The sequence below is a fragment of the Halomicrococcus pelagicus genome, from assembly GCF_050954125.1.
The window spans coordinates 400,346-417,572 of record NZ_JBPBWC010000001.1 but is presented as its reverse complement, the minus strand read 5'-3'; the positions used below and the strand labels follow the sequence as shown (position 1 = coordinate 417,572).

Annotated in this window: 17 protein-coding genes and 1 pseudogene; 9 read left to right on the top strand and 9 right to left on the bottom strand. The window is 67.6% G+C overall.

Annotation, left to right across the window (positions count from 1 at the left end; translation table 11 throughout):
- Positions 1 to 84 precede the first annotated feature (84 nt).
- Positions 85 to 1,545, top strand: coding sequence for a sulfite oxidase (locus ACRYA2_RS02305; RefSeq protein WP_433623817.1), 1,461 nt, complete (start codon positions 85 to 87; stop codon positions 1,543 to 1,545).
- Positions 1,546 to 1,590: 45 nt separating this feature from the next.
- Here ACRYA2_RS02305 and ACRYA2_RS02300 read toward each other — a convergent pair whose 3' ends face one another.
- Entirely contained in the window at positions 1,591 to 2,058 is a 468-nt protein-coding gene (locus ACRYA2_RS02300; RefSeq protein WP_433623815.1) for an FKBP-type peptidyl-prolyl cis-trans isomerase, read from the bottom strand.
- Between the two features lie 155 nt (positions 2,059 to 2,213).
- On the opposite strand from ACRYA2_RS02300, the gene ACRYA2_RS02295 reads away from it, so the two are divergent.
- Positions 2,214 to 3,041, top strand: coding sequence for an acyl-CoA synthetase family protein (locus tag ACRYA2_RS02295; protein WP_433623813.1), 828 nt, complete (start codon positions 2,214 to 2,216; stop codon positions 3,039 to 3,041).
- Position 3,042: 1 nt separating this feature from the next.
- On the opposite strand, the gene ACRYA2_RS02290 is transcribed toward ACRYA2_RS02295, so the two are convergent.
- The gene (locus ACRYA2_RS02290) at positions 3,043 to 3,600 is read right to left on the bottom strand and encodes an NUDIX hydrolase (protein WP_433623811.1); all 558 of its coding nucleotides are present in this window, start codon (positions 3,598 to 3,600) and stop codon (positions 3,043 to 3,045) included.
- A 264-nt stretch (positions 3,601 to 3,864) separates the two neighbouring features.
- Here ACRYA2_RS02290 and ACRYA2_RS02285 point away from each other — a divergent pair, with 264 nt between their 5' ends.
- The gene (locus tag ACRYA2_RS02285; RefSeq protein ID WP_433623809.1) at positions 3,865 to 4,260 is read left to right on the top strand and encodes an Ig-like domain-containing protein; all 396 of its coding nucleotides are present in this window, start codon (positions 3,865 to 3,867) and stop codon (positions 4,258 to 4,260) included.
- Between the two features lie 95 nt (positions 4,261 to 4,355).
- Here the strand turns inward: ACRYA2_RS02285 and ACRYA2_RS02280 are convergent, their stop codons facing one another.
- Both ACRYA2_RS02280 and ACRYA2_RS02275 read right to left on the bottom strand, forming a co-directional pair.
- On the bottom strand, positions 4,356 to 5,969 hold the full coding sequence (locus tag ACRYA2_RS02280; RefSeq protein ID WP_433623807.1) for an SLC13 family permease: 1,614 nt from the start codon (positions 5,967 to 5,969) through the stop codon (positions 4,356 to 4,358).
- A 121-nt stretch (positions 5,970 to 6,090) separates the two neighbouring features.
- On the bottom strand, positions 6,091 to 6,354 hold the full coding sequence (locus ACRYA2_RS02275; RefSeq protein WP_433623805.1) for a hypothetical protein: 264 nt from the start codon (positions 6,352 to 6,354) through the stop codon (positions 6,091 to 6,093).
- Between the two features lie 149 nt (positions 6,355 to 6,503).
- On the opposite strand from ACRYA2_RS02275, the gene ACRYA2_RS02270 reads away from it, so the two are divergent.
- The 3 genes from ACRYA2_RS02270 to ACRYA2_RS02260 all read left to right on the top strand — a co-directional run bounded on the left by ACRYA2_RS02270 (position 6,504) and on the right by ACRYA2_RS02260 (position 7,865).
- Entirely contained in the window at positions 6,504 to 7,388 is an 885-nt protein-coding gene (locus ACRYA2_RS02270) for a complex I NDUFA9 subunit family protein (RefSeq protein ID WP_433623803.1), read from the top strand.
- Positions 7,389 to 7,465: 77 nt separating this feature from the next.
- Positions 7,466 to 7,663: a DUF5800 family protein gene (locus ACRYA2_RS02265; protein ID WP_113275471.1), complete on the top strand. Its 198-nt coding sequence runs from the start codon at positions 7,466 to 7,468 to the stop codon at positions 7,661 to 7,663.
- A 67-nt stretch (positions 7,664 to 7,730) separates the two neighbouring features.
- Positions 7,731 to 7,865: a hypothetical protein gene (locus tag ACRYA2_RS02260; protein ID WP_433623801.1), complete on the top strand. Its 135-nt coding sequence runs from the start codon at positions 7,731 to 7,733 to the stop codon at positions 7,863 to 7,865.
- A gap of 169 nt (positions 7,866 to 8,034) precedes the next feature.
- On the opposite strand, the gene ACRYA2_RS02255 is transcribed toward ACRYA2_RS02260, so the two are convergent.
- The 4 genes from ACRYA2_RS02255 to glpK form a co-directional block, all read right to left on the bottom strand.
- Positions 8,035 to 8,343 carry a hypothetical protein gene (locus ACRYA2_RS02255; protein WP_433623799.1) on the bottom strand — a complete coding sequence of 103 codons (309 nt, stop codon included), beginning with the start codon at positions 8,341 to 8,343 and terminating at the stop codon, positions 8,035 to 8,037.
- A 75-nt stretch (positions 8,344 to 8,418) separates the two neighbouring features.
- Positions 8,419 to 9,006: a cupredoxin domain-containing protein gene (locus ACRYA2_RS02250; protein WP_433623797.1), complete on the bottom strand. Its 588-nt coding sequence runs from the start codon at positions 9,004 to 9,006 to the stop codon at positions 8,419 to 8,421.
- 94 nt (positions 9,007 to 9,100) lie between these two features.
- A complete protein-coding gene (locus ACRYA2_RS02245; RefSeq protein WP_433623795.1) occupies positions 9,101 to 10,225 on the bottom strand; it encodes a DUF7973 family transport facilitator in 1,125 nt (374 codons plus the stop codon).
- A complete protein-coding gene (glpK, locus tag ACRYA2_RS02240; RefSeq protein ID WP_433623794.1) occupies positions 10,225 to 11,769 on the bottom strand; it encodes a glycerol kinase GlpK in 1,545 nt (514 codons plus the stop codon). Before glpK ends, ACRYA2_RS02245 begins: the two co-directional genes overlap by 1 nt.
- 199 nt (positions 11,770 to 11,968) lie before the next feature.
- On the opposite strand from glpK, the gene glpA reads away from it, so the two are divergent.
- The 3 genes from glpA to ACRYA2_RS02225 all read left to right on the top strand — a co-directional run bounded on the left by glpA (position 11,969) and on the right by ACRYA2_RS02225 (position 16,329).
- On the top strand, positions 11,969 to 13,645 hold the full coding sequence (gene glpA, locus ACRYA2_RS02235; protein ID WP_433623792.1) for an anaerobic glycerol-3-phosphate dehydrogenase subunit GlpA: 1,677 nt from the start codon (positions 11,969 to 11,971) through the stop codon (positions 13,643 to 13,645).
- Positions 13,635 to 14,936: a glycerol-3-phosphate dehydrogenase subunit GlpB gene (gene glpB, locus ACRYA2_RS02230; protein WP_433623790.1), complete on the top strand. Its 1,302-nt coding sequence runs from the start codon at positions 13,635 to 13,637 to the stop codon at positions 14,934 to 14,936. Before glpA ends, glpB begins: the two co-directional genes overlap by 11 nt.
- 73 nt (positions 14,937 to 15,009) lie before the next feature.
- The gene (locus ACRYA2_RS02225; RefSeq protein WP_433623788.1) at positions 15,010 to 16,329 is read left to right on the top strand and encodes an anaerobic glycerol-3-phosphate dehydrogenase subunit C; all 1,320 of its coding nucleotides are present in this window, start codon (positions 15,010 to 15,012) and stop codon (positions 16,327 to 16,329) included.
- Between the two features lie 21 nt (positions 16,330 to 16,350).
- Here the strand turns inward: ACRYA2_RS02225 and ACRYA2_RS02220 are convergent.
- Positions 16,351 to 17,215: pseudogene (locus ACRYA2_RS02220) on the bottom strand (CheF family chemotaxis protein).
- Positions 17,216 to 17,227 lie beyond the last annotated feature (12 nt).

Below are 17,227 nucleotides of genomic sequence, written 5' to 3'. Positions count from 1 at the left end.
CGGCGCTTTGAGCTTCGATTAATTCCCGTCGGAACCTGACCGCAGACGTAGTTTTATCAGGAAATACGCCGATGATTGGCGGGTATGCCGGGGGAGGAAACCGACACTGACGCGAGGGAGAGAGAGCGCTACCTGAGTCGGCGAAAGTACATGATGGCGGCCGGGTCGCTGGCCGGCGTCGGCGTGCTGGCCGGGAACGCAGCGGGACAGACCACGACGCAGACGACCCAGGGGGACGGACAGCAGGGGGAGGTGAGCCTCGAAGAGCAGTATCCGGGACTGCGAATCCTGTCACCGGAGCCCGAGAACGCGGAGGCGGCGAGCAAGAGCACCTACCGGAGTTTCGTCACACCGCGAACCGAACATTACATCCGCAACCACTATCCAACGCCGGACATCGACGCGAGCGAGTGGACCGTCTCCCTGACGGGGATGGTCGACGAGGAAGTCGAACTGTCGATGGACGAGATACGGAACGACTACTCGACGGAGACGGTCACGCACACGATGCAGTGTTCTGGCAACGGACGGTCGTACTTCGAACCGCAGGTGGGCGGCAACCAGTGGACGTTCGGCGCGGTCGGCAACACGGTCTGGACGGGGACGCCGGTCGGCGAGATACTGGAAGCGTACGGGGCGAACACGGAATCGGGAACCTGGCTCTCCGTGATGGGCGGCGACGCGCCCGACGGCGAGGACATCTTCACGCGCTCGATACCGATGGAGAAGGTGATGGAGGACTGCCTGCTGGCCTACGAGATGAACGGCCGGCCCATGAACGGCGACCACGGCTTCCCGGTGCGCCTGCTCGTGCCGGGGTGGTTCGGCAACAACAACGTGAAGTGGGTCGACAGGATGCACGTCATGGAGATGATGGTGTTCGGCGACCAGTGGGAGGAGGGTGACCAGCAACTGTACACCCACTGGCAGCAGTACTCCTACCGCATCATCCCGGAGGACGAGGAGCTACAGCAGAACCGCTCCATCGACGTCTTCGACACCCAGGAGCAGATGGGCGTCGAAGAGATCGGCCAGCCGTACCTCTACGACCAGATGGTCAAGTCCATCATCGGCTATCCGAGTGGAGACGAGACCGTCGCTCCCGGCCCCGGCGGCCAGATAGAGGTCGTCGGCGTCGCGTGGGCGGGCGACGACGCCGTCCAGACCGTCGAAGTGTCGACCGACGGCGGCGAGTCGTGGAACGAGGCGGAGTTCTTCGGCCCGCAGCTCGGTCCGTACGCCTGGCGACAGTTCCGTTACGTCTGGTCGGACCCGGACCAGGGCGAGCACACCCTCTACGCGCGGGCGACCGACGAGCAGGACCGAACGCAGCCGGCGACCATCTCCAGTCCGGAGGAGGGTCTCCAGGCCATCACGGACGACAAGTACCCCTGGAACGTCGACGGCTACGGTGCGACCGCGTACGAACCGCTGGGCGTGACCGTGACGGTCCAGAGCGAGGGTGGCACGGAGACGACCACGACGGAGGAGGAGACGACCACGACGGAAGGAGAGACGACGACCACGACCACCGGCGGAAGCTGACCCGCCGGTCGCGCCGCGACTGCATCGCCGGCACCCGACTGGTGACTACTCCCCGCCGTGGGCCTCCAGCACGCGTATCTCCAGTTCGACCGCTTCGCCCGCGAGTTCGTGGTTGAAGTCCACCGTCACGCTCTCCTTGCCGACGTCGACGATCCAGCCGGTGTCACCGGTGTCGCTACGGACGAGGTCGCCCTCCTCGGCGGTGGCGTCGCTCCGCTCCTCCAGTTCGTCCCGGGGCATCTCGACGACTCGCTCCTCGCTGTACTCGCCGAACGCGTCCCCGGGGTCGAGTTCGACGGTGCGTTCCTCCCCGACGTCCATCGACCGGACGGCCTCGTCGAGCCCGGCGATGACCTTGTCTTCCCCGACCCGGAACTCCAGTGGTTTGTAGTCGCGGTGGTCGTGGTAGACGCCCGAGTCGAGCGCCACGTCCACGTCCGTCGTGTCGAACACGTCGCCGTTCGAGAGTCGCCCCGTGTAGTGGACCACCGCGACGCGGCCCGCTTCGACCATGCACGCTCCGACGACGGGCGGGATATTCAGTGCTCCGCCGAGGAACGGGCCGACGTCCGGTGAAACGATGCCGCCACCGCGCTCGGACCGGTTCGACCGGACTCCTCTACGAGTCCGAAACGGCTTACCGGCCGGGACGCCAAGCCCGAAGCGACATGTACGGCGTGGTGACGCGGAACCCGGAGGAACTCGAGTGGGCGGAGTTCGACCTGGGGTTCTACGAGGTCAAGGACGTGACCGGGCGGGCGACGGAACCGGTCGAGACGGGCGTGAACATGGTCTCCTGTTTCGGCGACAGCGCGGCGGCCGAGCGGGACCCTTCGCTCGTCCCGGTGAGCGAAGACGGCGAGCGCGCGACGCGCGACCAGCCGTACTTCGACTGGGGGTACGTCTGTCCGACGCGAGACGCCTACCGGGAGGGGCTACTGGAGATGGTCGAGGACTGCGCCGCGGCGAATCCCGATGTGCGCCTGGACGACGTGGGGTTCCCGCGGGCGGAGTACTGTCACTGCGAGACGTGCAACGAGCGGTTCGCCGACAGCGAGTGCGACGACCGGATGGAGTGGCGCGCGAACGTCGTCACCGAGTTCGTCGCCGAGGCGACCGACCGCATCCCCGGAACGACCTACTTCACACTCTACCCCGACCCCTACCCCGGCCACCTCTACGAGCGCGCCGGGCTGGACCTGGACGCGCTCGCCGAACACGTCGACGAGTTCGTCGTTCCGCTGTACGACATGGCCTACTCGACGACCTACTGGCTCGAGGTCATCGCCAGCGGGTTCGAGGACGCCCTCGATACGCCCTTCAGCGTCGAACTGTACGCCGTTGACATCGACGTCGACGACCTCATCCACGCGGCGGAGGTGGCCGACGCCTACGCCGAGAACGTGCTCTTCGGCTACGAGTCGGGCAACGCCCGGGCGGCGCTCCGCCGGATGAACGCCGACGCGCGCGAGGGCGTCACGCACGGCGAGGAGTGAGTCAGCGCAGCGTCCGTTCCCGCCACGTCCGCAACTGGTCACGGTCGCGGGTGTTCTCCGGCAGTTCCCGGAACCACTTCGCGTCCGTTATCTCGCCCTCGGGGTCGTCGACGGTCGGCGTCGTGGTCTCGGCGCGGGCCTGGAACGTCGGCAGGACGCCCCACGTCGAGTACTCGCCGCACTCGATGGAGATCCGCGTCGCGATGGCCAGTCCCTCGTACTCGGCTTCGAGACCGGCTTCCTCGTGGAGTTCCCGCTCGGCCGCTTCGCGGTAGGACTCGTCGTCGTGGACGCCGCCGCCGGGGAGGACCCACATGTCGACGCCCTCGTGCCAGACGAGCAGGAGTTCACCGGAGGGCTGGTAGACGACCGTGTGCGCCCCGTACGGTGCGCCGGTATCGTCGACCCGGCGCGCGAGCGTCCGAAACCGTCGGCGCGACACGTCGTAGGTGCGCGAAAACTCCAGAAACTGCGAGTACGTGTCCGCCAAGCGGTGGTACGCCTGTTCGGCGCGCTGCTCCGCCCTGGTTGCGAGAAACCAGAGGTCGTCAAGCGTCATCGTCCGGCCGACGGGATGTCGACTGTCGCAGCGAGCGTGGCCCGGAGCGCAGAGAGACAGAAGTCATACCTCCAGATAATCCAGCGCGCGAAATAAGCCTTCGGTCGTCGAAGCTCGGGTGATAGCTCGCGTCTCCGTCGCTTCTAGACGCTCACGGGCCGTCGGTCGGCGAAGCCGATTCACCGACTCCGGGTATCACGGTCGTTACGTATCGTCGGTCCGAAGGAAGCTTTATGTCGCAGATGTGCCAAACGTCACCGTGACATGGACCGCCGTCGATTCGTCGGACTCCTCGGTGTCGCCAGCGTCGCCGGTCTCGGCGGCTGTCTCGCAGAGCTCCGTCCCGTCGACGGCGGGGAGAAACGCTCCCGACCGGTCGGACTCGTGGTCCGGAGTTACTTCGAGGAGCAACGGACGGTGGACGTGAACGTCGACGACGTCGACTCCGAGTCCCAGTACAACGAGGAGTTCACGCTCCTGCCCGGCGACGTCGCGCGACGGAAGGGACTCTTCGAAGCGGGCACCTACCAGGTGAGTGCCGGAGTGAACGACGACATGTGGCAAACGGCGAAGTGGCAGATGGGCGACTGCCGGCGCGACGACATCCACATCGAGGCCGGCGACGAGGGAATCCGCATCACCTCGACCTGCCACGACTAGCCGAGTCGGCGAGCCGTTCTCCCGACCGTCGCGGTCCCCGGCGAACTCACCGGGGGCCACTCCCTGCGCCGTGTTCGCGCCCCGGTTGCGTCGGCCTACCAGAGCACCTGCGGCCAGACGAACCGGAACAGCAGCCAGATGAGTCCGGTGAGGATGGCGGTCATGAGCAGGTTCAGGAGGACGCCGGCGCGCATCATCTGGCTCTGTTTGAGGTAGCCGCTACCGAAGACGATGGCGTTGGGGGGCGTCGCGACGGGAAGCGCGAACGCGAAACTCGCTGCGATGGTCCCGGAGACGGCGAGGAAGACGGCCGCGGCGACGTCGGTGAGACCGAGCGTGGCGGCGAAGACGCTCCCGATGCTGATGAGGAGCGGCGCGATGATGGTCGCCGTCGCCGTGTTCGAGGTCATCTCGGTCAGGAAGATGACGAGCAGGACGACGACGGCCACCACGAGGACGATGGGTGCGCCGGTCAGCGACCCGAAGACGGAATCGGCTATCCACTTCGTCGCGCCCGTCGCTTCCAGCGCGTCGGCCAGCGCGATACCGCCACCGAACAGGAGGATCGTCCCCCAGTCGATGTCGGCGAGTTCGTCCCACTCCATCGTGTCCGCGAGCACGAGCGCCGGAATCGACGCGAGACCGACCATCACGTAGTAGAGGACTCCCTGATGGCCCTCGACGCCCATGACGCTCGTGCCCTCGCCACCGAACAGCGTGACCGCCCACGCGTCGGGGAGCGCCGGGGCGACGAAATCGTCCAGTCCGCCGACCACCCACAGCAGCGCGGTCGCGGTGAAGATGATGGCGACGCGACGGCCGCGTGGGCCGAGGTTCCCCTCCTCCGCGAGATACTGCTTGGCTTCATCGCGTGCGTCGCTCACGTCGTCGATCTCCGGCGGGTAGAGCCAGTACGTGAGCACGTACCAGATGATGGGGAGGGTGATGACGACGATGGGGAGGCCGATGAGCATCCACTGTGCGAAGCCGACCTCGTAGCCGAGCATCTCGTTCAACTGCGACGCCAGCACCGCGTTCGGCGGCGTCCCGATGAGCGTCCCGACGCCGCCAACGCTCGCGGCGTAGGCCGTCCCCAGCAGCATCGCGACCTGGATGTTCCGGAAGCCGTCGTCCACGGCAATGCCGCCGTCCGTGGTGACCTCCGAGTCGACGTCGTCGACGTTCGTGGCGGCCTCGACGACGCCCTCCTGACCGACGACCTGCGCGAGCACGCCCACGGCGATGGGCGTCATCATGGCCGTCGTCGCGGTGTTGGACACCCACATCGAGAGGAAGGCGGTGGCCACCATGACCGAGAGGACGAGGCGGCGAGGCGAGGTGCCCATCACGGACAGTATCCACAGCGCGATGCGGCGGTCGATGTCGTACTTCTGGAGCGCGTTCGCCAGCATGAACCCGGCGACGAAGAGGAAGATGAGGTGGTCGGCGAACCCCACGAGGGCCGCGTCCAGGTCCGGGTACACCCCGAAGGTGGTGAGCAGGACGGGTATCGAGAGCGCCGTCACGGCGAGCGGGAAGGCCCCGGTCACCCAGAGCGACCCGGCGAAGAACATCGTCGCGAGCGCGTACTGTCCCCGGAGCGAGAGGCCCTCGGGGTTCGGCCCGAACGCGAGGACGGCCGTTCCGAGTAGCGCGAGCACGAACGTTACGACTCGACCGCGTGGACTCGACGGTCTGAATTGTATCATTGATACACCGGCGATTACCGGGATGTGACGATTAATATTTTCGGTTGTCGTGTGAGACCATCCCACCGGTCGGAGACTCGGTCGGTCGGCGTCCGAGTCGCTCTGGCGGCGGTACAGCGCTTCAGAAGTTGTCCGCGATGGACCGAATCTGGTCGGCGTCGAGTTCCGCGGCGTAGAGGTCGAAGAGTTCCCGACGGCGGGACGCCGAGAGCGCCCGGGTCCCGTTCTCCAGCATCGACACGTGCGCCTGCATCAGATCGTCCAGTTCTCGCTCTATGGCGCGCTGTTCGTACCCCGCGGCGACCCTGAGCAGTCGCCAGGCGAGCGGAGAGAGGTCCGCGACGTCGGCGACCGTCGATTCCTCCGTGTCTTCGGAGCGCGCCATCCGGAAACGACTAGGTATCGGCCGGGCATAAATGTCGGGAAACGGAGGCTGCCGGACCGAGGAGCCACTCGGAGAGTCGGCCGGCACGACACGGCGCGTCACGAACGCCACGGGGTGACGCAAAGACCCTCCGAGGTCAACTGTCTGCCATGAGAGTCTTACTCGTCGGCGGTAGCGGGTTCGTCGGCACGGCGCTCGCGCGGGAACTCCACGATCGAGGCCACGAGGTGGCCGCGCTCTCGCGCTCGCCCGACGAGGCCGACCTGCCCGCCGGTGTCGAGACGGTATCGGGCGACGTGACCGAGTACGAATCCATCGCGGGAGCGTTCGCGGACCGCGACGCCGTCGTCAACTTCGTCGCGCTGTCGCCGCTGTTCGAGCCGCCGCGCGGCACGAGCCACGAGGCCGTCCACCTCGGCGGGACGGAGAACGTCGTCGCGGCCGCCGAGGACCACGGCGTCTCCCGACTCGTCCAGATGAGCGCGCTCGGCGCGGACCCGGACGGCGCGACGGCGTACATCCGGGCCAAGGGCGCGGCCGAGGAAGTCGTCCGCGCGTCGTCGCTCGACTGGACCGTCTTCCGGCCATCGGTCGTGTTCGGCGACGGCGGCGAGTTCGTCGCGTTCACGAAGAAGCTGACGACGCCGTACGTGACGGGACTGCCCGGCGGTGGGAGAACTCGATTTCAGCCGGTCTGGGTCGGGGACCTCGCGCCGATGCTGGCCAGCGCGACCGTCGAGGACGGTCACAGCGGCGAGACGTACGAGATAGGCGGTCCCGAGGTGCTCACCCTCGCGGAGGTGGCGAAGCGAATCTACCGCGCCGAGGGGAAGTCGCTCGTCGTCCTGCCAGTTCCGATGGTCCTCGCGCGGCTCGGGCTAACGGTGATGGGCGCGGTACCCGGGTTCCCGATGGGTCCCGACCAGTATCGCTCGCTGCAGTTCGACAACACCACTGCGGACGGGGACGCGTCGGTCTTCGGACGCGACCCGGCGGGACTTCGGACGCTCGGTGACTACCTCGGCGTCGACTGAGGTCCGTCGGCACGAGGACCTGAACTACCGTCATCGACTTCTGTACGTTTTTACCTGCCCGCGCCTAACTCGGTGACATGACAACGCTCTCGTTCGACGACGACGGAGTCGACGTAGTCTACCAGGGGACGGAGTTCCGGCTCTCGAAGGACCTCGTCGAGGAAGCGACCCAGAAGTCCTACTTCGACGTGACCGACCACGAAGTGCTACAGATGGTCGAGGAGGAGCCGAACCTCGGCGGCGAACCGCGGCGCATCGGCGACATCGTGCGCTGACGGGGACGTCGGGACGCCGTCGCCCGCGTCCGGTAGCGTTTAGGTGTCGGGTACTCGAACTCTCCGTATGAACCTCCCTGCAGACTTCGACCACCCCACGTGGCTAACCGCGGCCGGCACCGTCGGGTCGTACCTGCTGATACTGGCCGTCATGACCGCGCTGCTGTTCGGCGTGCCGTACCTGCTGTTCCTGCTGTTGTAGGGCGGCCGAACGGCCCGTACTGTAGGCGACGGTACGCTCCTGTGCGACCCGGACAGGGCGTCGCGTCGACCACCGACGAGCGCGAGCGTCGCGGCTACCGGACGACCACCGGCGAGCAACGAGCGCGTGCCGACCGTGCGGTCGAGATGCGGAACGTCGGCGTTTCCGGTCAGACGGCGTGCATCGGTTCGCGCTCCGGAAACGGGAGTTCGTCGAGCGACGCGACGACGGCGTCGACGTCGTCGTCGAAGTCGCCGAGGAACGCCGCCGCCGCGTCCGTCGTCACCGCGCCCCGCTCCGTCGCCTCGACGAGTCCCTCCTCTTCGAGGAGACGGAAAGCGATGCGAATCTCGTGGTGTTCGTAGTCGGTCGCGCCAGCGGTGCGCCTGATGCCGACCGGTTCGTTCTCTCTAATGTACGAGAGGGTCCGGAGGGCGCGTGCGAGCAGGTCGACTTCGCGCTGGAGACTGTCGAGCACGACTGGAGGCTGGGAACGGTCCCCCTAAAACGTTCCTTGGGAGCGATACGTTCCGATATAGAGGGCTACAGAGCGCTACTCGCCGGACGGTACTCGGTCGCCCGTCCCGACGAACAGGAGGACGATAGCGAACAGGAGCGGCGAGACGAACGCCAGCAGGACCGCGCCGGCGAAGAAGTACGCGTCCGTCGGTATCCCGCTTCCGCCGTCGTCGCCGTCCCCGTCCCCGCCGCCGCCCGGCATCTGTATGTCCCCGATCATCGTCGTCGGGTGGACGGTACAGATGTAGTCGCTCATCTCCGGCGTGGCAGTGAACGTCAGCGACAGCGTCGCTCCCTCCTCGCTCGTCGTCTCGGTGCTCTCCAGTTCGTTGCCCTGGTCGTCCCTGATGGTGAAGTTGTGCGGCTGGCCGTCGAGATTCTCCCAGACGACCCGGTACTGCTGTCCGGGCTCTAACTGGAGCGTCGGATTGTCGGTGTTCGCTATCGACGACGGCTCGCGACCGTGCCACGCGACCACCTCGCCGCCGAACCGGTACGTCTCGGCCTGCGCGTTCGCCGACGTGCTCGCGCCCGCGGCCGCGAGCGCCCCGAGCGCGCTGGTCTCGAGAAACGACCGCCGAGTGAGACCGGTCCCGTCGTTCCCGGGTTCCGTTGCTTGCATCGTACCCCACGTTCCCCACGGCGGAGAGGGTCAAGTATCCACAGGGTCGTTCACGGACCGACGAGCGCAGCGTCGAAAAGGAAAGCGAGTCAGTTCAGGGGACCGGCACCCAGACGGCCTGGGGGAACACGCCGACCGCCGCCAGCACCGCGACGAGGAAGGTGCCGACGACGATGGCGGCCGCGGGCGGGTCGAGGTGGGTGTCGGCGTGCGCGTAGAACACCCGCTGGACGACTTCTCCCGCCAGTGCGCTGACGACGCCGAAGACGCCGCCGACGACGAGCGCGGGCAGCAGCGGAACCGCGGCCGCGACCTCTCCGGGCGGCACCTGCGAGACGGCCACCCCGGCGGGCGCGAGCGCCAGCGCCGCGGTGCTGGCGGGGAGGCTGATGTGGTGCGTGACCGGGATGTTCTCGACGCCGCAGTTGAGGAAGAGGAGGCTCGCGGCGCTGATGCCGAACGCGAGGAACGGGCTCCCGGTCTTGTAGGCGATGAACGCGGCGAGAATGCCGACCACCAGGCCGATGGTCGCCACGTTGGCCCACTCGTACTGGTGGGGCAGCCACGGTTCGACGACGAACCGACCCTCCGCGGTACCGCCGTCCGTCGCGGGGTCGTTCCCGCCGTCCTCGACCGTCGCGGTCTCGCCGATGACGCGACGGTTGCCCTCCTCGAACGGCTTCATGTTGAGGAGGCCGGTGCTAGTGTCGCCGATCAGGTCGTAGCCGAACGCTAGGCGGTGTGCGAACGCGGAGAGCACGACGCCCATGGCGATGGGGTCGTACGGCATGCCGAGGGTCGAGGACGCGACGGTCAGCCAGTAGCCGAGGATACCGAACGCGCCGCCGACCGCGAGCACGTCCGGCTTCGTGCCGAGCGCGAACGCGATGTCCTTCGCGTTGTGGTAGTCGAAGCCCGACTCCATATAGCCCTTCTTCGAGGCGTAGGCGGCCGCGGCCACGCCGCCGCCGAAGCTGATAGCCGGGGAGAACGGCGGTCCGAACGCGATGGACCCCGTGATGCCGACCGCGGCGAGTTCGCTCGCCGTGCCCGCGCTGGTCCCGGCGACCGCCTTGCCGACGACGTTGGCGGCCTCACCCGCGACGACCAGGAATCCGGTGAAGATGAATGCTGGAAGCGCACCGAGCGCGGCACCGAACGCACCGCCGGCGAACGCCGCGAGGAGCATCTCCAGCGCCCAGAGGTCACTCCAGGCCATCAGTTATCACTGTCGCGTGCCCAGTCGCGGGAGCGTTCGACCGCCTCACTCCACCGGTCGTACATCCGGTCGGCCTCGGCGTCGTCCATCTCGGGTTCGAACTCGCGGTCGACGCGCCAGTTGCTCCGGAGTTCGTCGGGGTCGTCCCAGTAGCCGACCGCGAGACCGGCGGCGTACGCCGACCCCAGCGCGGTCGTTTCGTCGACCTCCGGCCGGACGATGTCCGTGCCGATGATGTCCGCCTGTAGCTGACACAGGAAGTTGTTCTTCACCGCGCCGCCGTCGACCTTCAGGCTCTCCACCTCGATGCCGCTGTCGGCCTCCATCGCCTCGGCCACGTCGCGGGTCTGGTAGGCGATCGATTCGAGGGTGGCGCGGACGATGTGCTCGCGCCTGGTGCCGCGGGTCATCCCGACGATGGTGCCGCGGGCGCGCTGGTCCCAGTGGGGTGCGCCCAGTCCCGTGAACGCCGGGACGACGTAGACGCCGTCCGTCGAGTCGGCCTCGCGGGCCAGCTGTTCGGTCTCGGCGGCGTCCTCGATGAGCGTCATGTCTTCGAGCCACTCGATGGCCGCGCCGGTGACGAAGATGGAGCCCTCGAGCGCGTACTGGACCGGTTCGCCGGACCGCTGGAAGCCGACCGTCGTCAGCAGGCCGTGGTCGCTGTCGACGGCCTCGTTACCCGTGTTCTGCAGGAAGAAGCTTCCCGTGCCGTAGGTGTTCTTGGCGTCGCCCGCGTCGAAGCAGGTCTGGCCGAACAGCGCCGCCTGCTGGTCGCCGAGCGCGCCGGCGACCGGTACGTCGGCTCCGAGGAACCCTTCGGGGTCGGTCGTTCCGTAGTAGTCGTCGTCGCTGGACGGTCGGACCTCGGGGAGGCAAGCCTCGGGGACGCCGAACTCGTCGAGCAGGTCGGCGTCCCAGTCCATCTCGTGGATGTCGAACAGCATCGTCCGACTCGCGTTCGTCACGTCGGTGACGTGCTCGCCGGTGAGGTTGTAGATGAGCCACGAGTCGATGGTGCCGAACATGATTTCACCGTCCCCGGCGCGCTCCCGGAGGTCCGCCGGCCGGGCGCGCTGGGTCTTGATGGGGTCGGCGTTCTCGAGGAGCCACTCGGCCTTGGTGGCCGAGAAGTAGGCGTCCGGCTGGAGCCCGGTCTTCGCTCGGATGGTCTCGGCCTTGTCCTCCGCTTCCAGTCGTTCGACGCGGTCGGTCGTCCGGCGGTCCTGCCAGACGATGGCGTTGTGGACCGGCTTGCCGGTGTCGCGGTCCCACAGCAGCGTCGTCTCGCGCTGGTTCGTCACGCCGATGGCGGCGAGCTGGTCGGCCTCGATGTCCGCGTCGGCGAGCGCTGACTGGATGACCGTCTTGGTGTTCGCCCAGATTTCGAGGGGGTCGTGTTCGACCCAGCCGGGTTCGGGGTAGTACTGTTCGTGCGTCTCGTAAGCGTCCGTGACGACGGTCCCCTCGTGGTCGAAGACCATGAACCGCGTTCCGGTCGTTCCCTGGTCGATGGCGCCGACGTATGTGTTCTGAGTTGACATCGTTTGTGAGTTGATTTTGAAAGTTAGCCTCGGTTTAGTTGCCGTCGTACACGAATGCAGTTGGAACCAGAGTATAAAATAGTTAACTTCATAAAAGGTGCAGGAACATGCTGATTTATTACCTGTTTCATTCAATATCCGAACCGAGAGACAGCATCTGGCGATAACCTCAAGTGAACCCCGTCCAATCGTCCATCGAATGACCGACACCGAGGTCCTCGTCGTCGGGGGGGGTTCGACGGGTTGCGGTATCGCCCGTGACCTCGCGCTGCGGGGAGTCGACGTGACGCTCGTCGAGCAGGGGAATCTCACCCACGGCACGACCGGCCGGATGCACGGCCTGCTGCACAGCGGTGGTCGCTACGCCGTCGCCGACCCGGCGAGCGCACGGGAGTGCATCGAGGAGAATCAGGTGCTCCGGGACATCGCGGCCCACTGCGTCGAGATGACGGGCGGGCTGTTCGTCCAGATGCCCGAGGATTCGGACGAGTACTTCGAGCGCAAGCTCTCGGCCTGCCGGGACTGCGGCATTCCCGCCGAGGTCATCTCCGGCCGGGAGGCCCGCGAGCGCGAACCCTACCTGACCGAGGAGGTCGAACGCGCCATCGCGGTGCCGGACGGTGCCGTCGACCCCTTCCGGCTCTGCGTCGCCAACGCCGCCGACGCCGAGCGCCACGGCGGGCGCGTCGAGACGCACGCCGAGGTGACCGACGTGCTCGTCGACGACGAGGCGGTGGTCGGCGTCGAGGTGCGCCACGCGAGCGGTCCGGGCAAGCGCGACCACGCCACCCCCGGCACCACCGAGCGCATCACCGCCGAGTACGTCGTCAACGCGACCGGCGCGTGGGCCGGTCAGCTCGCCGACATGGCCGGCGTCGACGTCGCGGTCCGACCCTCGAAGGGCGCGATGGTCGTGATGAACTGCCGGCAGGTCGACACCGTGGTCAACCGCTGCAAACCGAAAGGCGACGCCGACATCGTCGTCCCCCACGAGACCACTGCCATCCTCGGCACGACCGACGAGGAGGTCGAGGACCCCGCAGAGTACCCGGAAGAGGAGTGGGAGGTCGACCTGCTGATAGACGAACTCGCGAAACTGGTGCCCGTCCTCCGCGATTCGCGGACCGTGCGCTCGTTCTGGGGCGTCCGCCCGCTGTACGAACCGCCGGGCCGGGGAACGACCGACTCGACCGACATCACCCGCGACTTCTTCCTGCTCGACCACGCCGACCGCGACGGCCTCGACAACTTCGCGAGCATCGTCGGCGGGAAGTTCACGACCTACCGGATGATGGCGGAGACGGTCACCGACCACGTCTGCGACGAACTGGGCGTCCAGGCGCGCTGCCGGACCGCCGACGAGCCGCTGCCGGGCAGCGAGGACTTCGACGTCCTCCGGAACTACATGGACGAGTTCGGCCTGCGCTCGCCGGTCGGCCGCCGGAGCGTCCAGCGCCTCGGCAGCCAGGCCGACGACGTGCTCGACACCGACGGCCCAAACCCCGTGCTCTGTGACTGCGAGGCGGTCACGCGCGCCGAACTCCGGGACGCCATCGACGACGCGGGCACCGACCTCAACGCGACGCGCATCCGCACCCGGGCGTCGATGGGCAACTGCCAGGGCGGGTTCTGCTCGCACCGGATGGCCGCCGAACTCCATCCGGAACACGACGAACCCGCCGCCCGCGACGCGCTCGACGATCTCTTCGAGGAGCGCTGGAAGGGCGAGCGCCACGCGCTCTGGGGCGAACAGCTCTCGCAGGCGGCCCTGAACTACGCGCTGCACGCGACGACGATGAACCGGGACCGCGACCCCGCGAACGGGGGCGGCGTCGACTTCGCCGCCTTCGACGCCGGAGGGAAGGATGGCGATTGAGGACGACGTGGTCGTCGTCGGCGGCGGTCTCGCGGGGCTTACCGCCGCGCTCGCCGCCGCCCGGGACGGAGCGCAGGTCCGGGTCATCAGTCACAAGGAGAGCACGCTCCGGCAGGCCTCCGGGCTGGTCGACGTGCTCGGTTACCCACCAGGCGGCGAGGGTCCCGTCGTCGACCCGTTCGACGCGATTCCCGACCTCCCGGACGAACACCCTTACCGCCGGGTCGGCGTCGAGGGAGTGCGCGAGGGACTCGCCCTGTTCGACGACGTCGCCGGCTACGCGGGCGACCACACCGACAGGAACGCCCTCGTGCCGACGTTCGGGGGGACGGTCAAGCCGACCGCCCGCTACCCCGACAGCGTCGTCGCGGGACTCGCGAGCGACCGCCGCGACGCGGTGCTCGTGGGCTTCGAGACGGTCGTCGACTTCGACGCCGCGCTCGCCGCCGACCACCTCGAAGCCGCCGGCGTTCCATTCGCGGTCCGGGGCGCGACCACGCGGTTCCCCGGCGGGTTCCGCGCCGACGCCGCCGTCACCAGACTCGCCCGCGCGCTCGACGAGAACGAGCGCGTCGAACGGGCGGACGGCCCCGCCGGCGTCTCGACGACCGTTCCCGCCCGGGAGGCGCTCGCCGAGCGAGTGAAACCCCATCTCGGCGACGCCGGGCGCGTCGGCTTCCCGGCGATGCTCGGCCTAGACCACCCCGACGAGGTGCGGGCCGACCTGCGGTCCCTGCTCGGCGCGGACGTCTTCGAGGTGCCCATGGCCCCGCCGAGCCTGCCGGGGATGCGCCTCCAGTCCCGTTTCGAGGCTGCGCTGCGGGAGGCCGACGTGGCGCTGACCTCCGGGAACCCCGTCGTGGACCACGAGCGCTCCGGAGAGTCTGGCGACCGCGTCGACGCGGTCGTCGTCGAGCGCAACGGGGCACGCGTTCCCCACTACGCCGACCAGTTCGTGCTCGCGACGGGCGGCCTGGTGGGGAAAGGCATCGACTCCGACCGGAGCGGCGTGCGCGAGCCGATTTTCGACTGCCGCGTCGCCGCGCCCGACGACCGCTACGACTGGTTCGACGAGGATGCCTTCGGCGACCACCCGTTCGCGCGGTTCGGCGTCGAGACGGACGACGACCTGCGGCCCGCGGACGCGGACGGCGACCCGACGTTCGACAACCTCCGGGCCGCAGGCGCGGTCCTCGGTGGGTACGACTTCGCCGCCGAGAAGTCCGGCAGTGGCGTCTCGCTGTCGACCGGCGTCGTCGCGGGGCGGCGAGCGAGCGAGGCGACGAGATGAGCGTGGAGCGACGGGCGACCGACGAACGCGCCGCCGACGAACCGACCGACGAAACGAAGACGAGCGAGAAACGATGACAGAGGACGAACTCACCGACGTGTTCACCGGCGAATCGATGGACCTCAGACCGGGGTCCGACGACTGTTACAAGTGTTCGACCTGCGACACGGAGTGTCCCGTCGCGGAGGTCGACGACGACTTCCCGGGGCCGAAGTTCCAGGGGCCCGAACAGTGGCGGCTCAAGCGGAAGGAGGACCACGACATCGACTCTTCGGTGATGTCGTGTTCGAACTGCATGCGCTGTGACGACGCCTGCCCCTCGGACGTTCCGCTCTCCCAGATGCACAACTCGGCCCGCGAGGAGTACGTCGACGAGCAGATGGACAAGTTCTCGCGGGAGTACGTCCGCAACCGCATCCTGGCGAACTACGGGCGACTCGCGCCGCTCGGCTCGAAGTTCCCGCGCCTGACGAACGCGATCATGAGCAATCCCGTGACGAAGTGGGTGAACGAGAAGCTACTCGGTATCACCAGCGAGCGGGAGTTCCCCGCGTTCGCCGAGCAGACGTTCCGCGACTGGTTCGAGGAGCGAGGCGGCAACGAGGCCTCGAAACGCCGAGCGCGAGCGGCCCGGGAGCAGCGTGGCGAAGCGGTCGAGAACGAGGAGAAGCGCGTCGCCTACTTCCACGGCGACTACTCGAACTACAACACGCCGGAGGTAGCGAAGGCGCTCGTCCGCGTGTTCGAGTCGTTCGGCTACGAGGTCGCCGTGCCGGAACAGCGCTGCTCGGGCACGCCGATGTTCGCCAACGGGATGGGAGACGACGCCCGCCGCGCCGCGAAGTTCAACGTTGAGACGCTGGCCGCGCTGGTCGAGCGCGGCTACGACGTCGTCTGTTCCTGCACCTCCTGTTCGATGGCGCTCCGCCAGGAATACCCCGAACTGTACTCGTTCGACGGCACGGCGAAGGTCGCGGCGAACACCTACGAGGCTCTCGAGTATCTCCGGGTGAACGAGGACCTCTCCGGCGAACTCGCCGAGGCGAACGTCCCGGACGAGGAGTTCGGCGACCTGGCGTACCACGCCCCCTGCCACGCCCGCAACCAGGGCATCGCCGGACAGGCGGTCGAACTCCTCGCGGACGTCGACGGTGCGAACCCCGAGGACGTCGGCGACTCCTGTTCGGGAATCAGCGGCACCTACGGCTGGAAGGCCGAGAAGTACGACGTCTCGATGGCCATCGGCGAGGAGATGTTCGACCACATGGAGAGCGTCGACGGCGAGACCGGCATGACCGAGTGCCCGACCTGCGCGATGCAGATGGAACACGGGACGGGCTACGAGATTCGCCACCCCATGGAAGTGCTGGACACCGCGCTCGTCGCGGAGTGAGGACGGCGGAACCGCGGGTCGTCACTTCTCGCTGATGGACTCGCTGGCGATGTTCCGGCCGCGGGTCTTCAGGCTGACCTCGCGCCGCTTCCGGACCTCTTTGAGGACGTCGAGTTCGATGAGACGTTCGAATATCTCCTCGACGCGATCGACGTCCATTCCCAGGAAGTCCGGAATCTCGAACGAGGAGACGCCGGTGTACAGCGCCATCAGCACTTCCTTCTCCATCTCGTCGAGTTCGACGCCGGCCCTGCTCTGCTGTTCGCCCTTCCGGAACAGCGAGCCGAGGAGCGAACACCGCTGGGCCTTCCCCGAGATGTACGTCTGGATGCTCGTGTCCCCTCCGTGTGCTCGACTTCGAGGACGGTCCGGCTCTCGCCTTCGACCGTCCGCTTCGCGGTGTCGACCTGACCGACGTCGTCGAGTTCGATCTGGATGAAGGTGCCGCTGGCGACGGCGATACCGACCTCACCGACCTCTATCTTCACCCTGGCGCGCTCCCAGTCGGTGTCCTGCACGACGCCCCCTCGACCGCGGGGTGTTTCGTGAGGATCATCGTCTGGTTCAGCATCGCGCCGTACAGCTTCGCCTCGAACTCGTCGATGTCCATGTTCGAGGAGACCAGCAGGACGTCGTCGCCGACCTCGATGCTCAGGTAGTCCGACACGCTGGCGACCGTCTGGTTCACGTCGTACCGGCCGCTCATGCTCCCGATGTCCGAGAGCTGGATGGTTCGCTTGCCCTCGTTGCCCGCGAGGACGAGGCGCTTGTTCGACAGGAGGATGCGGCCACTGGTCCAGTCGGCGTCGGTCATCTTGTGACCGTCCTTCATCGCCTGAAGGAACTTCCCCCGCGTGTCCGCTATCTTGTGTTCACCTTCGCTCATACGTGAGAACCA